17 protein-coding genes are annotated in these 21,425 nt (G+C 71.5%); 9 read left to right on the plus strand and 8 right to left on the minus strand.

Annotation, left to right across the window (positions count from 1 at the left end; genetic code table 11):
• The 4 genes from AB5J53_RS14135 to rsmH form a co-directional block, all read right to left on the minus strand.
• Positions 1 to 1,521 (minus strand): UDP-N-acetylmuramoyl-L-alanyl-D-glutamate--2,6-diaminopimelate ligase, encoded by a 1,521-nt coding sequence (locus AB5J53_RS14135; protein ID WP_369245987.1) that lies wholly within the window; start codon positions 1,519 to 1,521, stop codon positions 1 to 3.
• Between the two features lie 192 nt (positions 1,522 to 1,713).
• Positions 1,714 to 3,666, minus strand: coding sequence for a peptidoglycan D,D-transpeptidase FtsI family protein (locus tag AB5J53_RS14140; RefSeq protein WP_369245988.1), 1,953 nt, complete (start codon positions 3,664 to 3,666; stop codon positions 1,714 to 1,716).
• Positions 3,667 to 3,671: 5 nt separating this feature from the next.
• Positions 3,672 to 4,202 carry a hypothetical protein gene (locus tag AB5J53_RS14145; RefSeq protein WP_369245989.1) on the minus strand — a complete coding sequence of 177 codons (531 nt, stop codon included), beginning with the start codon at positions 4,200 to 4,202 and terminating at the stop codon, positions 3,672 to 3,674.
• Positions 4,203 to 4,484: 282 nt separating this feature from the next.
• Positions 4,485 to 5,441, minus strand: coding sequence for a 16S rRNA (cytosine(1402)-N(4))-methyltransferase RsmH (gene rsmH, locus AB5J53_RS14150; RefSeq protein WP_369245990.1), 957 nt, complete (start codon positions 5,439 to 5,441; stop codon positions 4,485 to 4,487).
• A gap of 421 nt (positions 5,442 to 5,862) precedes the next feature.
• Here rsmH and AB5J53_RS14155 point away from each other — a divergent pair, with 421 nt between their 5' ends.
• The 4 genes from AB5J53_RS14155 to AB5J53_RS14170 all read left to right on the plus strand — a co-directional run bounded on the left by AB5J53_RS14155 (position 5,863) and on the right by AB5J53_RS14170 (position 11,462).
• Positions 5,863 to 6,411 carry a beta-class carbonic anhydrase gene (locus AB5J53_RS14155; protein WP_369245991.1) on the plus strand — a complete coding sequence of 183 codons (549 nt, stop codon included), beginning with the start codon at positions 5,863 to 5,865 and terminating at the stop codon, positions 6,409 to 6,411.
• 262 nt (positions 6,412 to 6,673) lie between these two features.
• Positions 6,674 to 7,711 carry a MoxR family ATPase gene (locus AB5J53_RS14160; protein ID WP_189187758.1) on the plus strand — a complete coding sequence of 346 codons (1,038 nt, stop codon included), beginning with the start codon at positions 6,674 to 6,676 and terminating at the stop codon, positions 7,709 to 7,711.
• Positions 7,711 to 9,075 carry a DUF58 domain-containing protein gene (locus AB5J53_RS14165; protein WP_369245992.1) on the plus strand — a complete coding sequence of 455 codons (1,365 nt, stop codon included), beginning with the start codon at positions 7,711 to 7,713 and terminating at the stop codon, positions 9,073 to 9,075. Before AB5J53_RS14160 ends, AB5J53_RS14165 begins: the two co-directional genes overlap by 1 nt.
• Positions 9,072 to 11,462 carry a DUF3488 and DUF4129 domain-containing transglutaminase family protein gene (locus AB5J53_RS14170; protein WP_369245993.1) on the plus strand — a complete coding sequence of 797 codons (2,391 nt, stop codon included), beginning with the start codon at positions 9,072 to 9,074 and terminating at the stop codon, positions 11,460 to 11,462. The genes AB5J53_RS14165 and AB5J53_RS14170 overlap by 4 nt, the downstream gene beginning before the upstream one ends.
• Positions 11,463 to 11,955: 493 nt before the next feature.
• Here the strand turns inward: AB5J53_RS14170 and AB5J53_RS14175 are convergent, their stop codons facing one another.
• From AB5J53_RS14175 to AB5J53_RS14185, 3 genes are all read right to left on the minus strand, one after another.
• Positions 11,956 to 12,351, minus strand: coding sequence for a DUF3040 domain-containing protein (locus AB5J53_RS14175; RefSeq protein WP_369245994.1), 396 nt, complete (start codon positions 12,349 to 12,351; stop codon positions 11,956 to 11,958).
• 274 nt (positions 12,352 to 12,625) lie between these two features.
• Positions 12,626 to 13,396 carry a methyltransferase gene (locus tag AB5J53_RS14180; RefSeq protein ID WP_369245995.1) on the minus strand — a complete coding sequence of 257 codons (771 nt, stop codon included), beginning with the start codon at positions 13,394 to 13,396 and terminating at the stop codon, positions 12,626 to 12,628.
• Between the two features lie 188 nt (positions 13,397 to 13,584).
• On the minus strand, positions 13,585 to 14,124 hold the full coding sequence (locus AB5J53_RS14185; RefSeq protein ID WP_369245996.1) for an SAV_6107 family HEPN domain-containing protein: 540 nt from the start codon (positions 14,122 to 14,124) through the stop codon (positions 13,585 to 13,587).
• Positions 14,125 to 14,292: 168 nt separating this feature from the next.
• Here AB5J53_RS14185 and AB5J53_RS14190 point away from each other — a divergent pair, with 168 nt between their 5' ends.
• The 5 genes from AB5J53_RS14190 to AB5J53_RS14210 all read left to right on the plus strand — a co-directional run bounded on the left by AB5J53_RS14190 (position 14,293) and on the right by AB5J53_RS14210 (position 20,341).
• The gene (locus AB5J53_RS14190) at positions 14,293 to 15,060 is read left to right on the plus strand and encodes an ATP-binding cassette domain-containing protein (RefSeq protein WP_369245997.1); all 768 of its coding nucleotides are present in this window, start codon (positions 14,293 to 14,295) and stop codon (positions 15,058 to 15,060) included.
• The gene (locus tag AB5J53_RS14195; protein ID WP_369245998.1) at positions 15,032 to 17,116 is read left to right on the plus strand and encodes a YhgE/Pip family protein; all 2,085 of its coding nucleotides are present in this window, start codon (positions 15,032 to 15,034) and stop codon (positions 17,114 to 17,116) included. Before AB5J53_RS14190 ends, AB5J53_RS14195 begins: the two co-directional genes overlap by 29 nt.
• Positions 17,117 to 17,151: 35 nt before the next feature.
• Positions 17,152 to 17,781 (plus strand): TetR/AcrR family transcriptional regulator, encoded by a 630-nt coding sequence (locus AB5J53_RS14200; protein ID WP_369245999.1) that lies wholly within the window; start codon positions 17,152 to 17,154, stop codon positions 17,779 to 17,781.
• 376 nt (positions 17,782 to 18,157) lie between these two features.
• The gene (locus AB5J53_RS14205) at positions 18,158 to 18,772 is read left to right on the plus strand and encodes a DUF4126 domain-containing protein (RefSeq protein WP_369246000.1); all 615 of its coding nucleotides are present in this window, start codon (positions 18,158 to 18,160) and stop codon (positions 18,770 to 18,772) included.
• A gap of 45 nt (positions 18,773 to 18,817) precedes the next feature.
• Positions 18,818 to 20,341: a phytoene desaturase family protein gene (locus tag AB5J53_RS14210; RefSeq protein ID WP_369246001.1), complete on the plus strand. Its 1,524-nt coding sequence runs from the start codon at positions 18,818 to 18,820 to the stop codon at positions 20,339 to 20,341.
• 69 nt (positions 20,342 to 20,410) lie between these two features.
• Here AB5J53_RS14210 and AB5J53_RS14215 read toward each other — a convergent pair whose 3' ends face one another.
• Positions 20,411 to 21,388 carry a hypothetical protein gene (locus AB5J53_RS14215; RefSeq protein ID WP_369246002.1) on the minus strand — a complete coding sequence of 326 codons (978 nt, stop codon included), beginning with the start codon at positions 21,386 to 21,388 and terminating at the stop codon, positions 20,411 to 20,413.
• Positions 21,389 to 21,425 lie beyond the last annotated feature (37 nt).

Here is a 21,425-nt window from a genome sequence, read left to right on the forward strand (position 1 = left end):
TCATCCCTGGGTCTTCTGGATAGCTTCGCGAAGCACCTGGCGGTCGTCGAAGGGACGCACCACCCCGGCGATGTCCTGGCCCTGTTCGTGGCCCTTTCCCGCGACCAGCACGGTGTCACCCGGCTGTGCGCGCGCGACGGCGGCGGCGATGGCCGCGGCCCGGTCCTCGAAGACCTGGACCTCACCGCGCTCGTGCGACGGCACCTCGGCGGCGCCCGCGAGCATCGTCGCGAGGATCGCGAGGGGGTCCTCGGAGCGAGGGTTGTCGGAGGTCAGTACGGCGGTGTCGGCGAGCCGGGCCACGGCCGCGCCCATCGGCATCCGCTTGGTCTTGTCTCGGTCGCCGCCGCAACCGAGCACCACGTGCAGACGACCGCTCGTCACCTTGCGCAGGGCGCGCAGGACCGATTCGACGGCGTCCGTCTTGTGGGCGTAGTCGACGACGGCCAGGTAGGGCTGGCCCGCGTCCACGCGCTCCAGGCGGCCCGGGACGCCCGGCACGGCCGCGATGCCGTCGGCGGCGGTCTGCGGGTCGAGCCCTGCGACGGCGAGGGCGACGATCGCGGCAAGGGTGTTCGCCACGTTGAAGGGGCCCGCGAGCGGCGACCTGGCGGTGATCCGCTCGCCCTTGGGGCCGATCGCGGTGAACGTCGAGTCCATAGGGCCGACTTCGACGTCCTGGGCGCGCCAGTCGGCGTCGGGGTGCCCCTCGGCGGAGAAGGTGACGACCGGGACGGTGGCCTCCTTGGCGAGCCTGCGGCCGTACTCGTCGTCGAGGTTGATGACGCCGAGTTTGCTGCGCTTCGGTGTGAACAGCTGCGCCTTGGCCCGGAAATAGTCCTCCATGTCGGAGTGGAACTCCATGTGTTCCGGGCTGAGGTTGTTGAAGACGGCGATGTCGAAGACGCAGCCGTCCACGCGGCCGAGGACCAGCGCGTGGCTGGAGACCTCCATCGCGACCGCCTCGACCCCGCGCTCGCGCATGACCGCGAACAGGGCCTGGAGGTCGGTGGCTTCGGGGGTGGTGCGCTCCGACTTGATCCGCTCCTCGCCGATGCGCATCTCGACAGTGCCGATCAGACCGGTGGAGCGGACCGTCTTCAGGCCGCCCTCGACGAGATACGCCGTCGTGGTCTTGCCGGAGGTGCCGGTGATCCCGATCTGGAGCAGGTCGCGCCCGGGGTGGCCGTAGATCGTGGCCGCGAGCTCGCCCATCCGCCCGCGCGGATCGTCGACGACCAGGACCGGGAGGCCCGTGGCGGCGGCGCGCTCGGCGCCGGTCGGGTCGGTCAGCACGGCAACGGCACCGAGGCCGGCCGCCTGGGTCACGAAGTCGGCGCCGTGCAGGCGGGCGCCGGGCAGCGCGGCGTACAGATCGCCGGGGCGCACGGCCCGCGAGTCATGGGTGATGCCCGTGACCTCCGCGGTCGACGCCGGGGCGGCGGCACCCAGCTGATCGGCCAGTTCCGCGAGGGGTGCGGCGGAGACGTGAACCGGTCGTGGCGGCCCCGGATATGTCACAGGAACGCCCTTCTGGGTGGTTTGGGACTGATCAGCGTGTGGCACGGCGGTGAGCGTACCGGGCGCACCCCCGCCGGAGCGAAGCGAGGGGTTTGACGGGGGCTGGTTCCCGGAGGCCGGGGTGATCGTTGTCACGAGCTGTTCCTGGTCCGTTGTGCGTGGGGGCTGATCAGGGCGTGCGGTCGCAGTGGATCACGGCTGGAAGCTGACGGGCAGGTTCGCGGCCTTCGCCCCGGTGGGCGGGACCTGGAGGGTCTTCAGGGCGAACTCCATGACCTGCTTGTAGATGGGTCCGCAGGTCTGGCCGCCGAAGTAGCTGCCCTTGGTGGCGTTCTGAATGGCGCAGTAGACGGTGATTCTCGGGTTGTCCGCGGGGGCGAATCCGGCGAATGACGAGGTGTAGCCGTGGTACTTGCCGGTGGCCGGATCCACGCGGTTGGCCGTACCCGTCTTGCCCGCGACTCGGTAGCCGGGGATGCGCGCCTTGATGCCGGTGCCCTGCTCGTCGTCCACGACGGACTCCAGCATCTGGGCGAGGGCCTTCGCCGCCTTCTCGCTCACGACCCTTGTCTTCTTGGGCTGGGCGGCGGGGGTGAAGCGGCCGTCGGGCCCCTTGGTGCCGCGCACCAGCGTCGGCTCGATGCGTACGCCGCCGTTGGCGATCGTCGAGTAGACGGAGGCCGCCTGCATGGCGTTGATCGACACGCCCTGGCCGAAAGGAATCGTGTACTGCTGCGAGGTCGACCAGGTGTCGGGGGGCGCGAGGATGCCCGCGGTCTCACCGGGGAAGCCGAGCCCGGTGTGACTGCCGATGCCGAACTTGCGCAGATACGAGTAGAGGACCCGGTTGGCCTCCTTCTGCGTCTTGCCGAGCTGTCCGGTCGCCAGGATGGTGCCGATGTTGCTGGACTTGGCGAGCACGCCATTCAGCGTCAGGTACCAGGTCGGGTGGTCGACGTCGTCCTGGAAGAGCCGGTCGCCGCGGTGCAGCCGGTTGGGCACGACCACATGCGTGTCGGGCGTGGCGACGTTCTCCTGGAGGACGGCGGCCATCGACATGAGCTTGGCGGTGGAGCCCGGCTCGTAGGCGTCCTGGAGGGCCGCGTTGCCCATGGCCGCCGAGTTGGCCTGGGAGAGGTCGTTCGGATCGAAGCCGGGCGAGTTGGCCATGGCGAGGACCTGGCCGGTCCGGGTGTCCTGCACTATCACGTACCCGCGGTCCGCATGGGACTTCTTCACCTGCTCGGTGATGGCGTTCTGCGCGGCCCACTGGATGTCCCGGTCGATGGTCAGCTCGACGTCGGAGCCGGCCACGGCAGGCGTCTCGGTGGAGCCCACGGTGGGCACCTGACGGCCGCCGGACTGGGCGTAGCGGATCTTGCCGTCCTTGCCGGCGAGCTCCTTGTTCAGCTGCTGCTCGATGCCGCCGCCGCCCTTGCCGTCGGCGTTGACCCAGCCCAGTATCCCGGCGGCGAGATCACCGTTCGGGTACACACGCTTGCTGGCCGGGACCGCGAGGACGCCCGCGAGGACGTTGACCGTGCTCTTGTCCGTCTCCGCCTTGGCCCCGAGCGTGGTCTTCAGGTCCTTGATCTGCTTCCAGACCTCGGGGGTCTGGCGGTGCGCGAGCAGGGTGTAGCGGGTGTTCTTCGCCTTCAGCTTCTTGGCGACGGCGTCCATGCTCTGGCCGAGAATCGGGGCGAGCAGCGCCGCGGCCTGCTCGGGCGCGTCGGTCACCTTCGTCGCCGTCTGCGTGAACATCGTCGGATCGGCCGTGATGTCGTACGCGTCCACGCTCGTCGCCAGCTCCACGCCGTTGCGGTCGGTGATCCCGCCGCGCTCGGCGGCCAGGGTGCGTCCGACGTACCGGTTCTGTTCCGCCTTCGCGGCATACGTGCTCGCGTCCACGGCCTGTACCTGGAGCAGCCGTACGACGAAGGCGACCATCACCAGGGTCAGCGCGAGGCTGACCATGCGCAGGCGCGGGCGGGGGCTGCCGAGCCGGATGACGCGCGGGCCGCTCGGCCGGGGTGCGCTCGGGCGGCGTGCGGGGCGGGCACCGGGGCCCGGGCGGCGCTGGCCTCCGGGGCGTACGGGCCTGGCGGGGCCGGGCACGCGGCGGCGCGGCGGTTCCCTGTCGGACACTTCCGTCACCTGCCGGGGATCGTGGAGGGCTGTGCGGACGGGGCGGGGGCCTGGATGGAGGGGGCAGCCGCGGACGGCTGCGTGGCAGGCGTCGGGGCGGGACTCGGGGTCGGGTACGGGGCCGGGGTGAGGGCCTCGGGCGCGAGGACCATCGGGATGGATGCGGAGGACTGCTGGGCGGGGCCCGGGACGCCCTTGACGGTGCCGTCGGGGTTGAGGAAGGCCGGGTCGCCGCCGGGGACCATGCCCAGTTCGCGGGCGCGGCGCTGGAGGGCGTCGGGGGCGGAGTAGGCGTCCACGTCCCGCTGCAGGGCCTGCTCCTCGTCGGTGAGGCTCTTGGTGTCCTTCTGCAGGTCGTCGAGGCGGAACGCCCCCTCGCTGAGCGCGGAGTTCAGCACGAGTAGCCCGATGAGACCGCCGCCGAGCAGAAGCACGACCAACAGGACGAAGGGGGTGCGGGCGGCCTGTCCGGCACCGACCGGCAGCAGCCGTGCGAGCCGGGCGGCCCGCCCCCTGAGCTCCGGTTTCCTGCTCACGCGCCCTCCCTGCGGGTCTGGTGTCCCGACTGCACGGTCGCCTCGCGGGTGTGGCCTCCGGACCGCACGATTGCCTCGGGGGTGTGGCCTCCGGGCCGGAGGGTCGCCTCGCGGGTATGTCCTCCGGACCGCACGCTTGCCTCGCGAGTTTGACTTCCGGACTCACTGAGCCATCGCGAGTTCGGATCCCCAACCAACAGCATTCTGCGGGTTTGGATATCCAACCCACAGCACCTCGCGAGTTCGGGTTTCCGACTCACGCGCCCTCCCTCCCCCCGCGCCTCACTCGGCGTCCTCGCGGATGCGCTGCGCCCCCCGCAGCCGGGCGGGAGCCGCTCGTCGGTTCTCGGCGACCTCTTCCTCCGTGGGAAGTTCGGCACCGCGGGTGAGCAGCTTGAGCCGGGGCTGGTAGCGCTCGGGGACGACCGGCAGGCCGGGCGGCGCGGTGGTGGCGGCGCCGGCCGCGAACACGTGCTTGACCAGCCGGTCCTCCAGCGAGTGGTACGACAGCACGGCGATGCGGCCACCGACGGCGAGAGCCTTCACGGCCGCCGGAATCGCCCTCTCCAGGACGCTGAGTTCGCCGTTGACCTCGATGCGCAACGCCTGGAAGGTGCGCTTGGCGGGGTTGCCGCCGGTGCGCTTGGCCGCCTGGGGCAACGAGTCACGGATCAGCTCGACGAGCCGCGCGCTGTTGCTGAAGGGCTCCTTCTCGCGTTCGCGCACGATCGCGGACACGATCCGCTTGGCCTGCTTCTCCTCGCCGTACGCGCGCAGGATCCGCACCAGTTCGCCGGCCGGATAGGTGTTGAGCACCTCGGCCGCGCTGATGCCGGTCGTCTGGTCCATGCGCATGTCGAGCGGGGCGTCCTGCGCGTACGCGAACCCGCGGTCCGCCTCGTCGAGTTGCATGGAGGAGACGCCGAGGTCGAACAGCACGCCCTGGACGCGCGGGATGCCCAGGCGGTCGAGCACGTCGGGGAGTTCGTCGTAGACCGCGTGCACGAGGGTGGCACGGTCGCCGAAGGGGGCGAGCCGCTCCCCGGAGAGGCGCAGCGCCTCCTTGTCGCGGTCGAGGGCCACGAGCCGGGCCCCGGGGAACCGGGTGAGCATCGCCTCACTGTGACCGCCGAGTCCCAGGGTGCAGTCCACGACGACGGCTCCCGGCTCGGTGAGGGCCGGGGCCAACATGTCCAGGCACCGCTGGAGCATCACCGGGACGTGTCGACTCTGGCTCAAGGGGCCCTCTCAGGTCCGGCGCGGCGTACGCACCGCCGGGTCCCCGCCCGCTCGAGAAGGGGAGGCCTGCTGGCGCCGGGTGAGTGGCGTCAGCCGACCGGGAGCGGGAGGAGGCCGAGCCGTACGTACGCGCCGCGCACGCGAGGAGACGCCGGAAAATCGCCGGGTCTCCGGGGGATAACACCAGCAGGGAGAGCCTCGCCTCCCGCTTCGCGTCACTTTAGTCCACGGTGTCTCGCGGTCAATCAACCGGCATGCGCGTCGCGAGGCCGGACGCGTGCGAAGCGGTAAATCGGAAAGAATCACTCGGAAGGGTGCACTTCCGCCACCCGTGTGGGTTACCTCACAAGAGGACACGATGACGTTGTTTTTCCGATCTCACAACAGGACCGGACCCCACGTGACCAGTACCGTCATAGCTATGACGACCTCTGCATCCGTTCCCACCGAGCCCGAAGACGCCATAGCCAGTGATGGCACCGTCACGGACCGCCTCGTCGAGGCGAACGAGCAGTACGCCGCCGCCTTCACCGACCCGGGGATGGACGCTCGTCCCGTCCTCCACGTCGCCGTGGTGGCCTGCATGGACGCCCGGCTCGACCTGCACGCCGCGCTCGGCCTGGAGCTGGGCGACTGCCACACCATCCGCAACGCGGGCGGCGTCGTCACCGACGACGTGATCCGCTCGCTCACGATCAGTCAGCGGGCGCTCGGCACCCGCAGTGTGGTCCTCATCCACCACACCGGCTGCGGCCTGGAGTCCCTCACCGAGGACTTCCGGCACGAGCTGGAGATGGAGGTCGGCCAGCGCCCCGCCTGGGCGGTCGAGGCCTTCCGGGACGTCGAACAGGACGTACGGCAGTCGATGCAGCGCGTGCGCACCTCGCCCTTCCTGCTGCACACCGACGATGTGCGCGGCTTCGTCTTCGACGTGCACTCGGGCCTGCTGCGGGAGATCGACCCCGCCTGACCGGCTGCGCCGGACCCCCGCTCGTCGCCCCTTGACGCCTCGTGGGACTCTCTCTTCACGAAATAACCCCTGCCTTCCGGCGCCCAAAGGGCCGTAAGACCTGACATATCGCGGCCAGTTATCCACAGGCGAGTGACACGAACCGGTAACGGCAACAAGAATGCGGGTGTGGCGTCACGCGGAACTATTCGCGCGTGGTGTCCGTGTTTCGGGGTGGGCCGGTCCGCACAGGGCGGCCCGAGAACGGGCCGAGGAGGGCCGGGTGACGACCTATGACGATCGAGCGAGCCTTACGGATCTGACCGCCACTGTGGAGCGTGTCCGCAGTTCGGTGGAAGGAGTGATCGAAGGCAAGCCTGAGGTCGTACGGCTTTCGCTGACCGTGCTGCTCGCCGAGGGGCATCTTCTGATCGAGGATGTCCCGGGCGTCGGCAAGACCATGCTCGCCAAGGCACTGGCGCGGTCCATCGACTGCTCGGTGCGGCGTATTCAGTTCACGCCCGACCTGCTGCCCTCGGACATCACAGGTGTGTCCATCTGGGACCAGCAGCGCCGGGACTTCGAGTTCAAGCCGGGCGCGATCTTCGCCCAGATCGTGATCGGCGACGAGATCAACCGCGCCTCGCCCAAGACGCAGTCCGCGCTCCTGGAGTCGATGGAGGAGCGCCAGGTCACCATCGACGGGCAGACCTACGAACTGCCCAGCCCCTTCATGGTGGTGGCCACGCAGAACCCGGTCGAGATGGAGGGCACCTACCCGCTGCCGGAGGCCCAGCGCGACCGCTTCATGGCCCGCGTCTCCATCGGCTACCCCAGCGCGGACGCCGAGTTGCAGATGCTGGACATCCACGGCGGGGTGAACCCTCTGGACGACCTCCAGCCGGTGGCGCACGCCCACGAGATCGTGAAGCTGATCGACGCGGTCCGCACGGTCCATGTCGCCGACCCGGTGCGGCGCTACGCGGTGGACCTGGTCGCGGCCACGCGCACGCACCCCGACCTCAGACTCGGCGCCTCGCCGCGTGCCACGCTGCACCTGCTGCGCGCGGCGAAGGCGTCCGCAGCCCTCAGTGGCCGGGAGTTCGCGCTGCCTGATGACATCCAGGCGCTTGCCGTGGCAGTCCTGGCCCATCGCCTCCTGCCCACGGCCCAGGCGCAGTTGAACCGTCGCACGGCCGAGCAGGTCGTCCAGGAGATCCTGCAGCGCACCCCGGTGCCCGCGGCTCCCCAGCAGCAGGCCGGCTTCACGATGGGCCGCGGCACGACCGCCTATGGCCAGCAGCCGCCCCGGAGGCTGTGATGACGCAAGGGGGCACGGGGCACACCGCCGAGGAGGACAAGGGCGGGCTGCGCACCGCGCTCGCCGGACTCACCACGCGCGGGCGCTCCTTCCTGGCCGCCGGAGTCGCCGCCGCGATCTGCGCGTACGTCCTGGGGCAGAGCGATCTGCTCCGGGTCGGCCTGCTCCTCGCCGTCCTGCCGCTGGTCTGCGCGACCGTGCTGTACCGCACCCGCTACCGGGTCGCGGGCAGTCGCAGGCTCTCCCCCGCGCGCGTGCCCGCCGGTTCCGAGGCCCGCGTCCACCTGCGGATGGACAATGTCTCGCGGCTGCCCACCGGACTGCTGATGCTCCAGGACCGGGTGCCCTACGTGCTCGGTCCGCGGCCCCGCTTCGTCCTGGACCGGGTCGAGGCGGGCGGCCGCCGCGAGGTGTCCTACCGCGTGCGCTCGGACCTGCGCGGCCGCTATCCGCTGGGACCGCTGCAGTTGCGGCTCACCGACCCCTTCGGGATGTGCGAGCTGACCCGCTCCTTCTCGACGTACGACACCCTGACGGTCATCCCGCGCGTCGAGGCGCTGCCGCCGGTGCGACTGACCGGGGAGGCGAAGGGGTACGGCGACGGACGGCAGCGCTCGCTGGCGCTGGCCGGCGAGGACGACATCATCCCGCGCGGGTACCGCTACGGCGACGACCTGCGCCGGGTGCACTGGCGCCTGACCGCGCGCTACGGCGAGTTGATGGTCCGTCGCGAGGAGCAGCCCCAGCGCTCCCGTTGCACGGTGCTGCTCGACACCCGGGGCAGCGCCTTCCAGGGCGCGGGCCCGGACTCGGCCTTCGAGTGGGCCGTCTCGGGCACGGCGTCGACGCTGGTGCACATGCTCGAACGGGGCTTCTCGGTACGGCTGTTGACCGACACCGGCAGCTCGGTGCCCGGCGAGGGCGCCGACGGGTTCGCGGGCGCCAGCCAGGAGTCGGCGGACGCGGCCGGGCTGATGATGGACACGCTCGCCGTCATCGACCACTCGGACGGCACGGGCCTGTCCCGGGCGTACGACGTGCTGCGCAGTGGGAACGAGGGGCTGCTGATCGCCTTCCTCGGTGATCTGGACGAGGAGCAGGCGACGGTGCTCGGCAAGATGCGCCAGCGCAGCGGCGGGGCCGTCGCCTTCCTGTTGGACAGCGGGACCTGGGTGCGGGAACCGACGGACATCCCCGGCCCGTTGGACCAGAGCGAGGACCGATTGCGCATGCTGCGCGAGGCGGGCTGGACCGCCGTGATGGTGCCACGGGGGGCGGGGCTCGCCGACCTGTGGCGGGAGGCGGACCGACAGCGCACACACATGGCGTCGACGGGGAGTACGGCTGGGGGTGATGGCTCATGAGCGGGCGCGCGCGACTGGCACTGTGCGCGGCGGCGGCCACGCTGATGGCTGCCTGCGCCCTGCTGCCGCTGGTCGACCCGGCGACCTGGATCTTCCAGGCGGCCTTCCTGCTGGCGGTGCAGACCGGGGTGGGCGCGCTGACCCGGCGGGTTCCGCTGGCCCGGCCGCTGACCGTGGCGGTGCAGGCGCTGGTGACGCTGATGCTGCTCACGCTGTCCTTCGCCCGGCAGCAGGCCGTCATCGGGATCGTCCCGGGACCCGAGGTCTTCCACCAGTTCGGCGTCCTGCTGCAGGCGGGCACCGACGACGTCGGTCGGTACTCGATCCCGGCGCCGCTGTCCGACGGCATCCGGCTGATGCTGATCGGCGGCGTCCTGGTGATCGGGCTCGCGGTCGACGCGCTCGCGGTGACGTACCGCAGCGCGGCCCCCGCCGGACTGCCGCTGCTCGCGCTGTACTCGGTCGCCGCGGGTCTCTCCGGTGGCGGCGCCGCATGGCTGTGGTTCCTGCTCGCGGCCGCCGGCTATCTCATGCTGCTGCTGGCCGAGGGCCGCGACCGGCTCTCCCAGTGGGGCCGTGTCTTCGGCGGGGCGCCCCGAACACCAGGCCCCGACTCCGCGGGCGGCGTCGTCGCGCCGGTTCGCACCGGGCGGCGCATCGGCGCGGTCGCGCTGGGCATCGCCCTGGTGGTGCCACTCGGCCTGCCCTCACTCGACGGCGGCCTGCTGGGCAGCGCGAGGACGGGCGTGGGCACAGGCACCGGGGGCGGTGGCACGATCTCCGCGGTGAACCCGCTGGTCTCGCTCCGCGACAGCTTGAACGTGGACGAGGACCGCCAGGTCATGTCCTACCGCACCAACACCGAAGACACCCAGGACCTGTATCTGCGGATCGTCTCCCTGGACGACTTCGACGGCACGGCCTGGAAGCCCGCCCAGCGGCACATCCAGGATGTGCCGGACACGTTCCCGACGCCGATCGGTCTCGGCAGCGACGTCCAGCGGGCCTCGATCCAGACCCGTATCTCGGCGGCCGACTGGTACGCGCAGGACTGGCTCCCGATGCCGTATCCGGCCAGCAAGGTGAAGATCAAGGGCAGCTGGCGGTACGAGCCCGTGGGGCGCACCCTCGTCGGAGACCACGGCCAGAACACGCGCGGCGCGCAGTACGAGGTCACGAGCCTGATCGTGCAGCCGACGGCGGCGCAGCTCGCGAGCGCGCCGGAGCCGTCGGCGGCGCTGAAGCGCGAGTTCACCAAGGTGCCGGGGTCGTTGCCTCCGGTGGTGGCGGCGACCGCGCGCAAGGTCACCGAGGGCTCGATCAACCACTACGAGCAGGCGGTCAAGCTCCAGGACTACTTCGCCGTCAGCGGCAACTTCCGGTACGACACCCAGGTGCAGGTCGGCAGCGGCTCCGCCGCGATCGCGCGCTTCCTGAAGGAGAAGGAAGGCTTCTGCGTCCACTTCTCCTTCGCGATGGCCGCGATGGCCCGGACGCTGGGGATACCGGCCCGCGTGGCGGTGGGTTTCACCCCGGGCTCCCCGCAGGCCGACGGTTCGATGTCGGTGGGGCTGCGGGACGCGCACGCCTGGCCCGAGCTGTACTTCGAGGGAGTGGGCTGGACCCGCTTCGAGCCGACCCCGAACCGGGGCACGGTGCCGCAGTACACCCAGACGGAAACGCCCGGCACCAACGTGCCGAACGTGCCGAAGCCGACGCTGTCGTCCTCCACGGCGCCCTCCACCGCGCCGTCGGCCAGCGAGAGCTGCACGGCGCAGCAGCGGAAGCTCGAGGCCTGCCCGAGCCAGTCCTCGCCGGCCGCGGTGGGCTCCCACGACGACAGCTGGCCATGGTTCAAGATCCTTGGGCTGACCTTGGCAGGCCTCCTGATCCTCGGAGTGCCCCTGCTGCCGATGCTGTGGCGGATGCGGATACGGGCCGTGCGGCTCGGCGGGCACGGCCGCACCGATGCCGACGCGGCGGCGTACACGCTGGGGGCCTGGCAGGAGGTGACCGATACGGCGTGGGACTACGGGATCGCGCCGGACGAGTCGCAGACGCCGCGCAAGGCCGCCGCGCGGATCGTTCGTCTCGGGGGTCTCGATCCGACGGCGTCGGACGCGGTGCACCGGCTGGCCGCGGCCGTGGAACAGGTGCTCTACGCCCCGCATCCGCGACCGGTGGCGGGCCTCGCGGACGACGCGCGGCGCATCGCCGACGCCCTCCGCACCTCCGCGAGCCGCGGCGGCCACCTCCGCGCCCTCCTCGCGCCCCGCTCAGCCGTCCGCGTGGCCTGGGCCGCCTCGGCCCGCTGGACGACCCTCAGGGCCCGACTGGTGGCCCGCAGGGAGACCTTGCTCCGCCGCCCTTCGAGCCAGAACGGCTAACGCCGGCAAGCAACCGTGCCGCCCCTGCCCCTACCGGGCGGGGGCGGTGCGCTGACCGCCACCACTGCACTTGGCCGATGGCGCACCGACGGCTGCGGCGGGCGCCGTCGCTTCCCCCTTGCGCTAGCGCTACTGCTGTGGGCAATCGTCCCGCAGGGCGATGGAGGTCCCCCCGCTCAAGCGAAGCCGAGAGTGGAGGAGGGTGGGCACAGCCACCAGCGCCGGGGGCCGTTGCAACCAAGGTTCCCGGCACCGGGGGTGGGAGCGCTTACCGGCGCTTACAGGGTGCCGCTCTCTTTGGGACGGGTGCCGCCCCCTGGCGGCACGCAGGCCCACAGCTATGACGGATGAGACAGCTGGCGGCGGCACGCATGCCCACGGCGAGGGAGAGTGACGACGGTGCCGGGGGTTTCAGGGCATGTGCGAGGGGGTGTCCACCCGGGTCCGGGTGGACACCCCCTCGCAGATGTCTTCGGCTACGGCGCCCGAAGGGCTACTGGCCCTGTTCGTCGCGGCGGCGCTGCCAGCGTTGTTCGATGCGGTCCATCAGGGAGCGGCGCTGTCGACCCTGGCGGCGAGCGGCCGGTGTGCCGGGCGCTGCCGGCTGTTCACCCGGCTTGGGAGCCTTGCGCCAACCGGTGACGGCAAGCACCGCACAGCCCAGCATGACGAGGAACCCCACCACGCTCAGCCAGATCTGAACTGCGACCATTCCGGCCATGAGGAGCGCGATACCCACCAGGAAGCCCGCGACCGCCTGGTAGACCCGTCGCCGGGTGTACGTACGCAGCCCGCTTCCCTCAAGCGCTGTCGCGAACTTGGGATCTTCGGCGTACAGCGCTCGCTCCATCTGCTCGAGCATTCGCTGCTCGTGCTCCGAGAGCGGCACGGAGTCCTCCTCATCGTGCAGTCGCCGGGGCGACCGGGGGTCCCCTTCAGGATAGGCAGGGAATCGCCCCCGTGAAACCCGCCCCTCTACGCCAATTCGCCAACCGGAACCCGCCATGGCACCCCGATCCACTGAGGCGTGCATTCCCCAGCGAACGGTCCGTCATGCCGGACGGTCTCCCTCGATCATACGGCGCCGAGCACCCGATCGGGGTGTCTGTGGCGTACTCCATCTGCCGACAAGCCCCTGATCAGCGGCGCACCACGGGAGGCGCTCAGCCCTCGGCAGCCCCCTGCGCCTCACCGAGCACATGGAGCTGCGTCGCCACGGAGTGGAACGCGGCGAGCTCGGCGGCCGCCGCCTCCAGCTTCAGCAGTGCCTCCAGGGCCCCCGGTTCGGTGTCCACGAGGACCCCGGGAACCAGGTCGGCGAAGACCCGGACGCCGTGCACGGCAGCGACGCGCAGGCCCGCGCCCTCGACCAGGGCGGTGAGCTGTTCGGCCGTGAAGCGGTGGGGTACGGGATCACCCTCGCCCCAGCGTCCGTCCGGGTCATCGAGTGCCTGCCTGGCCTCCTTGAAGTGCCCGGCGAGGGCGCGGGCCAGCACGGCTCCGCCCAGGCCCGCGGCGAGGAGGCTGAGCACGCCCTCGGGCCGCAGCGCGTCCACCACGTTGCGCACGCCCTCGGCCGGGTCGTCCACGTACTCCAGGACGCCGTGGCAGAGCACCGCGTCGTAGCCACCGCGCTCGACCACGTCGAAGAGGCCGTGCGCATCGCCCTGGACGCCCTGTACGCGGTCGGCGACGCCGGCCTCGGCGGCCCGGCGCTCAAGCGCGAACAGCGCGTTCGGGCTGGGGTCCACGACGGTGACGCGGTGACCGAGGCGGGCCACCGGCACCGCGAAGTTGCCGCTGCCGCCCCCGGTGTCGAGTACGTCGAGGGACTCCCGCCCCGTGGCCTTGACCCGGCGGTCCAGGGCGTCCTTGAGAACCTCCCAGACCACGGCGGTACGGAGAGAAGCGCGGGGGCGCATCGGGTCCGACACGGCAGTTGACTCCTCGGCGCGGCACCGCCTCTTGAACGGCGGAGCGATCTTCGGGGCCTCCCGGTGGGGAGACCGCGGGCGCCTCCACCCTATTGCCTCCGCCGCCTTGGCCGGTCCTCCGTCTCACGCGGCGGATCGCGTGGTGGGCGCACGGCCGCCGATACGTCGGTCCGCGGCTCCCGCCCCGGTCAGCCCGCGTCCGGCACCTCCTGGTCCGTGTCCTGTCGGGGCTGGGGCAGCACGGGTTGCAGCACGAGCATCCGCTCGACGAGGCGCAGGAACATCGCCACGTCCCGTATCAGGTCGTCGGCGTCTCGGCTGCCGGCCGCGCCCTGGATGCCCGCCTCGGCGCGGGCGCGGCGGGTGGCTCCTGAGGCGAACAGGGCGCTCCACTCGGTGAGTTCGGGCGCGATTTCGGGGAGCACTTCCCAGGCGCTCCGGATGCGGGCCCGGCGTCGTGCCGTGGGCTCCGGGCGCCCCCGCGCGGCGAGGACGGCGGCGGCGGTGCGCAGGGCGGCCAAGTGGGCCGTCGCATACCGCTCGTTGGGCGTTTCGAGGGCCGTCGCCTCTTCGAGCCCGGCGCGGGCCTGGGCGAGCAGATCGAGGGCGGCGGGCGGGGCCGTGGCCCGGCGCAGCACGGGGTGCACGTCGCTCGCCGGGCCGGTCAGTGAGGGGGCAGGGCCGGTGGCGCGGCGCCGGTGGGCGGCGGCTGCGGAAGAGCTGGCCATGACGAACCTCCTGTCGTCTGTGTGACGGCACTGTGGCCGTATGTGCCCATCGTGAGGTATGCCACTGACAATCCGTTCTGACCTGGCCTTTTGCTTCGATCGAAGGTTCGAGGTAGTTTTTGCACTGACCAGTCAGTTCAAAAATAGTTCCAGGGGGATGGGGAAGCTGTGGACAGTCCGCACGGACTGGGCGTCACGGCCGAGGACTTCGGGCTCGAGGGACCCCGCGGCTGGGCGTTCCGCGGGGTCTGCGTCGACGCGGAGCCCGGCTCGCTGATCGCGATCGAGGGGCCCTCGGGATCCGGCCGTACGTGCCTGCTGCTCGCGCTCACGGGGCGGATGAAGCCCACCGAGGGGACGGCCACCGTGGGTGGGTCGAGGCTGCCGAAGCAGATGACCGCCGTACGCCGGGCGAGCGCGCTCGCGCACGTACCCGGCGTCACGGACCTCGACCCGGCCCTGACCGTCGGAGAGCACCTGAGTGAACGGGCGCTGCTGCAGCGGCAGTTCGGGGACTCCGTGCGCGGACTGCTGCGGCCGCGTGCGGAGCGGACCACCGAGGCGAAGCTGCGGATCGACACCGCTCTGGCCGCCGCGGGGCTCGACCGGGAGACCCTGCCCAAGGGCTCCCGGACCGCCGTACGCGACCTGGAGCGCCTCGAAGCCCTGCGGCTGTCCGTCGCGCTGGCCCTCATCGGCCGGCCGGGGCTGCTCGGTGTCGACGACACCGACCTCAAGCTCTCGGACGCCGAACGGGCCGAGGCCTGGGCCCTGTTGACGTCGCTCACCGAGACCGGCACCACCGTCGTGGCGGTGTGCAGCGAGGCCCCCGAGGGCGCCACGGTCGTCAACCCGCAGAAGAACCCGCCGAAGGACCAGCAGCAGAACCAGAAGAAGGAGACGGCCGATGCGCTCGCCGAAACTGGCCGCGCTTGAGCTCAGGCGCTTCGGCCGGGGCAAGCTCCCGCGCGCCGCGCTGGCCGCGCTCCTGTTGCTGCCGCTGCTGTACGGCGCCCTCTACTTGTGGTCGTTCTGGGACCCGTACGGCCGCCTGGACCGCATCCCCGTGGCGCTCGTGAACGACGACAAGGGGGCGAGCGTCGCGGGCAAGAAGATCGCGGCGGGCGACGACATCACCAAGGGGCTGCGCGACAGCGACACCTTCGAGTGGCACGAGGTGAGCGCCGCCGAGGCCCGCGAGGGCGTCGAGGACGGCACGTACTACCTGTCTCTGACCATGCCGGGCGACTTCAGCGAGCGGATCGCCTCCAGCTCCGGGGACATGCCGCAGACGGGTGCGCTCCAGGTGCGCACGAACGACGCGAACAACTACATCGTCGGGCAGATCTCCCGGACGGTGTTCAGCGAGGTGCGCACGGCCGCGTCCACCAAGACCTCGCGGTCGTTCCTCGACAAGATCTTCATCTCGTTCTCGGACATCCACGGAGCGACAGAGAAGGCCGCCAAGGGCGCCGACAAGCTCAAGGGCGGGATCGGCAAGGCGAAGAAGGGCTCCAAGGATCTCGCGGACGGTCTGCAGGAGGCCAAGAAGGGCAGCGGAAAGCTTTCCGGGGGCCTGAAGAAGCTCAACAAGGGCGCGGGCGACCTGGAGGACGGTTCGCGGCAGGTCGCGGACGGCACGCAGTCGCTGGCCGACAAGGTCAACGGGGTCGCGGACAAGGTGGGCCCCTTCCTGAAGGACAACGAGAAGTCGATCGGCGACACGGCTCAGCTCGTCGCCGACTCCGCCGCGGGGATCCGCCACAACCTCGACACCCTGGTGGAGACGGCCCCGGCCGCGGCCAAGGGCGCCCACACGGCCTCCACCGCGCTGAACGCCGTCTACAAGGCGCGCTGCGAGACCCTGCCGATCCCCGACGCCGCGTGCCCCGACCTGAAGAAGGCCAAGGAGGCGGCCGCGGACGTGGCCAAGGTCGCCGACGACGTGAACACGCTGATCGACGACCAGGACGGCGATCTGGACAAGCTCGACAAGAACCTGGCCACGCTCCAGAAGCAGTCCCAGGCCCTCGCCGACCGCTCGCCGCACCTCTCCGAGGATCTCGACGACGCCGTCGCCAAGATCAACAAGCTGAACGAGGGCGCCGAGAAGGTCGCCAAGGGGACCAGGAAGCTGCACACCGGGCTCAGCACGGCCAAGACCGGCGCGGGGGACCTCGACACGGGCGTCGGCAGGCTGAAGACGGGCGCGAGCGACCTCAACGGGGGCATGTACAAGCTCGTCGGCGGCTCCGGGAAGCTCGCCGGCGGACTGCACGACGGCGCCGACCAGATCCCCGACTACGACAAGCGGGACCGCGAGCAGCGCGCCCAGGTCATGGCCGACCCCGTGCAGCTCGCCTCCAGGGACCTGCACAAAGCGCCGAACTACGGCACCGGCTTCGCCCCGTACTTCATCCCGCTGTCCCTGTGGGTGGGCGCGATGGTGGCGTACATGCTGATCCAGCCGCTCAACCGGCGCGCGCTCGCCGCGGGCGCCTCGGCGTGGCGCATCGCGCTGGCGGGCTGGCTGCCGGTGGCCGCCGTAGGAGTGCTGCAGACGGCGGCCCTGATGTCCGTGCTCCACTGGGCGATCGGCCTGGAGATGGCGCGGGCGGCCGGCACGGTGGGCTTCCTGTTCCTGGTGACGGCATGCTTCGCGGCGATCGTGCAGTGGCTGAACGCACGCTTCGGAGCGGCGGGCAGGATCCTCGTCCTCGCCCTCCTGATGCTCCAGCTGACGTCGGCGGGCGGCACGTACCCCGTCCAGACCAGTCCGGGCTTCTTCAACGCGATCCATCCCTTCTTGCCGATGAGTTACGTCGTCGAGGCCCTCAGGAGGCTCATCACGGGCGGCGGCCTTGGGCCTGTCTGGCAGGCGTGCGCCGTCCTGGTGGCCTTCACGGCGGGCGCCCTCGCGCTCACCGCCCTGTCGGCGCGCCGCAAGCAGGTGTGGACCCTCGACCGGCTGCACCCGGAGCTGAGCCTGTGACCGCTCACCCGACCGCTCCTGTGACAATCGGGGCCATGGAAAGCAGCAGCACCACGGCGGGCGGCGGCGGCCGTCGCGAGGCGACCCGGCAGAAGCTCTACGAGGCGGCCGTCACCCTGATCGCCGAACAGGGCTTCTCCGCCACCACGGTGGACGAGATCGCCGAGCGCGCCGGGGTCGCGAAGGGCACGGTCTACTACAACTTCGCGAGCAAATCCGTCCTCTTCGAAGAGCTGCTGCGGCACGGCGTGGGACTCCTCACCGCCTCCCTCCGGGAGGCGGCCGAGGCGACCGCGCGCAGCGGCGGCAGCAAGGTCGACGCACTGGACGCGATGATCCGGGCCGGGCTCGTCTTCATCGACCGCTACCCCGCCTTCACCCAGCTGTACGTGGCCGAGCTGTGGCGTACCAACCGGACCTGGCAGTCCACGCTGATGGTGGTCCGGCAGGAGGCGGTCGCGGTCGTCGAGGGCGTCCTGCGCGACGGTGTGGCGAACGGCGAGCTCAGCGACGAGATCGACATCCCGCTGACGGCGTCCGCGCTGGTCGGCATGGTCCTCGTGGCTGCCCTTGACTGGCAGGCCTTCCAGCCGGAGCGCTCCCTGGACGACGTCCACGCGGCGCTGTCCCGGCTGCTCCAGGGGCGCGTCAGCGGCAACCGCTGAAGCACTGAGCGCGTACGAAAGCGCCGGTCCGATGTGGCCGCGTCCCCCGCGGGCCACTTCGAACCGGCGCTTCGCCGTACTCCCCCGTGCTTCCCCCGTACTCCCCCTTGGGTCCCCGTTCGGTCGTCCCCGGGTTCCCCCCGTGCCTCGCTCCCGCCGACCGCGTCGGCGGAAGGAGCGGCCAAGGGCGCGAGATCCGTTCCGCCGCCCCGTGTCGGCGGTACCGGAGCCGCGCCCCCTTCCGTGCCTCCACTCTCTCGTTCGCGCAGGTCGGGCCCATCCGCGCGCGTACTCATCTCACTCACTAGGTACGAATACTCAGTCCTGCGCACTCATGCCCAGGACGCACCGTTGTCGACTGGTTACGATCGCGTCCGTGTCCGTACTCCCCCTGGTCTTCACCAGCGGCTGGGCCAGCGGCATCAACGCTTACGCGGTGGTGTTGCTCCTCGGCGTCTTCGGCGCGACCGGCCTGAGCGACGACGTCCCGGAGTCCCTTCAGCGCCCTGAGATCCTGGTCACAGCGGGCGTTCTCTTCCTCTGCGAGGCGGTCGCCGACAAGATCCCCTACGTGGACTCGGTGTGGGACTCGGTGCACACCGTGATCCGTCCGGTGGCGGGCGCCTGGGTCGGGGTGCTGCTCGCCGGGCAGAGCGGTTCGCTCTCGGATCTGGCGGCGGGCGCGATCGGCGGCTCGACGGCGCTCGCGAGCCACACCGTCAAGGCCGGGACGCGGATGGCGATCAACACCTCGCCGGAGCCGTTCAGCAACTTCGTGATGAGCACCGCCGAGGATCTCGGCGTCGCCGGGATCCTCACCTTCGCGATGTTCCACCCCGAGGCCGCGGCGATCATCGCGGGCGTCCTGCTGCTCGCCGGCCTGGTGCTGCTCTTCTTCCTCGTCTCACGGATCAGGCGGTTCCTGCGCCGCAGAGCCCAGCGCCGGGAGGAGAGACGGCTGGCGGCGCGGGCGGGAGCACCACCCGACTGACCTCCGCGGACGGGACTGTCAGTGGCGGCCGATAAAGTCCCTGGCATGGCACGAATTGCGGTGATCGGCGCCGGGATGGGCGCGATGGCGACCGCCGCCCGGCTGGCCGTCGCGGGCCACCGGGTGGTGGTGTACGAGCGCGCGGCGACGTACGGCGGTGCGGTGGGCCGCTTCGAGCGCGACGGCTTCGCCTTCGACACGGGCCCGGGGCTGTTGCCGCTGCCCGCGGTCTACCGCGACCTGTTCGTCAAGACGGGCAAGCAGCCGCTGGAGGAGTGCGTCGAGCTGGTCCAGGTGGACCCCTCATCACGGCATCTCTTCGCCGACGGCACGCAGGTATCCCTGCCGAACGCCTCGCGCGCCGGAGTAGTCACCGCGCTGGACGAAGCGCTCGGGGCGGGCGCGGGCAAGCGGTGGGGCGACTTCCTGGTGCGGGCCCGCGAGGCCTGGGACCGCACGCGCCGTCCGCTCCTGGAGGAGCCGCTGTGGCCCAACTGGTCGGTGCTCGCCGACCGCGAGCCCTACCCCTCGGTGCCGCACAAGAAGCTCCTGCGCACCCGCCGGGCCACCACCCTCGCCGAGGTCGCCGCCTGGGAGCTGCGCGACCCACGCCTCACGGCCCTCCTGGAGAGCCACGCCCTCGCGTACGGGCTCGACCCGCGCACCTCCCCGGCCGCCGCCGCCGTACTGCCCTACATGGAGCACGCCTTCGGCACCTGGTATGTGCGCGGCGGCATACGGGAGTTGGCGCGCGCGGTGTACGAGCGGTGCCTCGCCCGCGGAGTCGAGTTCCACTTCGAGGCCCGCGTCGAGCGGATCGTCGAGAAGGACGGCCGGGCGGCCGGCGTGGAGCCGGCTGGGGGCACCTCCCAGGCATTCAGCTCTGGGGGAGGCACTGTCGCGGACGCCGACTTCGTGGTCGCGGGCGTGGCGCCCGGCGTGCTGGACAGCCTCGTCCCGGGGACGGCGATTCGCGGGGCCGGCGAGGTCTCGCCGCAGCGCGGGGCGCCGAGCCGGCTGACCGTGCTGCTGGCGCTGCGAGGTGGGCGGCCCGAGGGGGTGGCGCATCGGACGGTGGTGCATGCGGCCGACCGCGAGGACGAGTTGGGCCGGCTCTTCGGCGAGCGCCCGGGACTCCCGGCCGCGCCCACCGTCATGGTGTCGCGCCCCGACGACCCCGCGCTGGTACCGGACGCCGAGCACGAGGCGGTCACACTGACCGTCACCGTGCCGTCGGGCCTGCCGGTGTCCGAGTCGGAGGTGGAGCGGGTCCTCGGCGTCGCCGAGCGCGCCATACCCGACCTCCGCGACCGCCTGCTGTGGCACGAGGTCCGCACCCCGGCCGACATCGCGGAGGCAACTGGCGCGGACGGCGGCGCGGTTCCCGCCCCGGCGCTCGCCGCGGCGGACGGCCGTCTGCTGCACCCGTCGAACGGCACCCGTATGCCGGGGCTGTTCGCGGCGGGCGGCTGGGCACACCCCGGCGGCGGGCTCCCGCACGCGGGCATGTCGGGCGCGTTGGTGGCCGGACTGATCGTGGAGGGACCGGAGTTCCGGGGCTCGCAGTGAGCATGTCGCTGCGCTGACGGACCGTCGGTCACTGGGCGCCGACAGCCTCAGCAGTCCAGGCTGGAGGCCTCAGTACCGGTACTGCTGCTCGTCGTACCCGGTGCCGTTGCCGTTCCCCTGGTACGGATACGGCTGCTCGGGCGGGAGTTCGCCGCCGTACGGGTCGTCGGTGGTGCGCTGCTGCGGCACCCAGACGCCGTCGGCCGGGGTCTCGCCGCCGTAGGTCCCGGTGGCATACTGGTCCTGGCCGTAGCCCTGCTGCTGCACGTACTGCTGCTGGTCCCCGCCATACGTGGTGTCGTACGAGGCTCCGGTGTAGTTCTGTGTGCCGATGTACGGGTCGGAGTAGGCGGCGTACTGCTGCTGGCCGTTGTCGTAGGCGTACTGCTGCTGGTCGTAGCCGGAGTAGCCGTCGTACGCGTAGGCCTGCTGGTCCTGGGACTGCCCGGCCGTCGCGTAGGCCTGCTGGTCCTGGGACTGGGCGGCGGCAGCGTAGGACTGGTCGCCGGCCGCCGCGTACCCGGTGTCGCTGTAGATGCCGTACGAGCCGGTGTCGTCGGGCAGCGGCTGCGGCTCGTACACGGCGGTGGTCTCGGCGGCCGCGGGCTCGCCGGATCCCGGCGGCGTGAACCGGTCGGACGGTGCGGGCGAGAAGACGTCGTCCTCACCGGCGTACTCGTCGTCCTGCTGATAGGCGGCGCCGCCGGTCGCTTCGAGGTCGGAGACCTCCAGCGACGGGTCCTGGTACTCCGGCTCGCCGCGGCGGCGCTTGCTGGGTTTGCCGGGCGCGGAGCGGCCGTTGATGGCCCAGCCCTGGGCGAAGCCACGGCGGAACGACAGGGTGACGTACGTCTGCCCGACCGCGAAGGCGGCCGCGCCCAGGCCGATGACGACCACGGAGGGCATCAGCACGCCGAGGACCACACCGAGGAAGCCGACGAAGGCGAGCAGCCGGTAGCGCAGCCGCGCCTTGTACTGCAGCAGCACCTCGCCGAGCAGCCACAGCGCGACAATGCCGAACGCGATATAGAGGACCGTCCAGCCCATGTACGCCCCTCTCCCAGTGGCCGCTACGCAGTCTGTC

This window comes from Streptomyces sp. R41 (assembly GCF_041053055.1).
Taxonomy (GTDB): domain Bacteria; phylum Actinomycetota; class Actinomycetes; order Streptomycetales; family Streptomycetaceae; genus Streptomyces.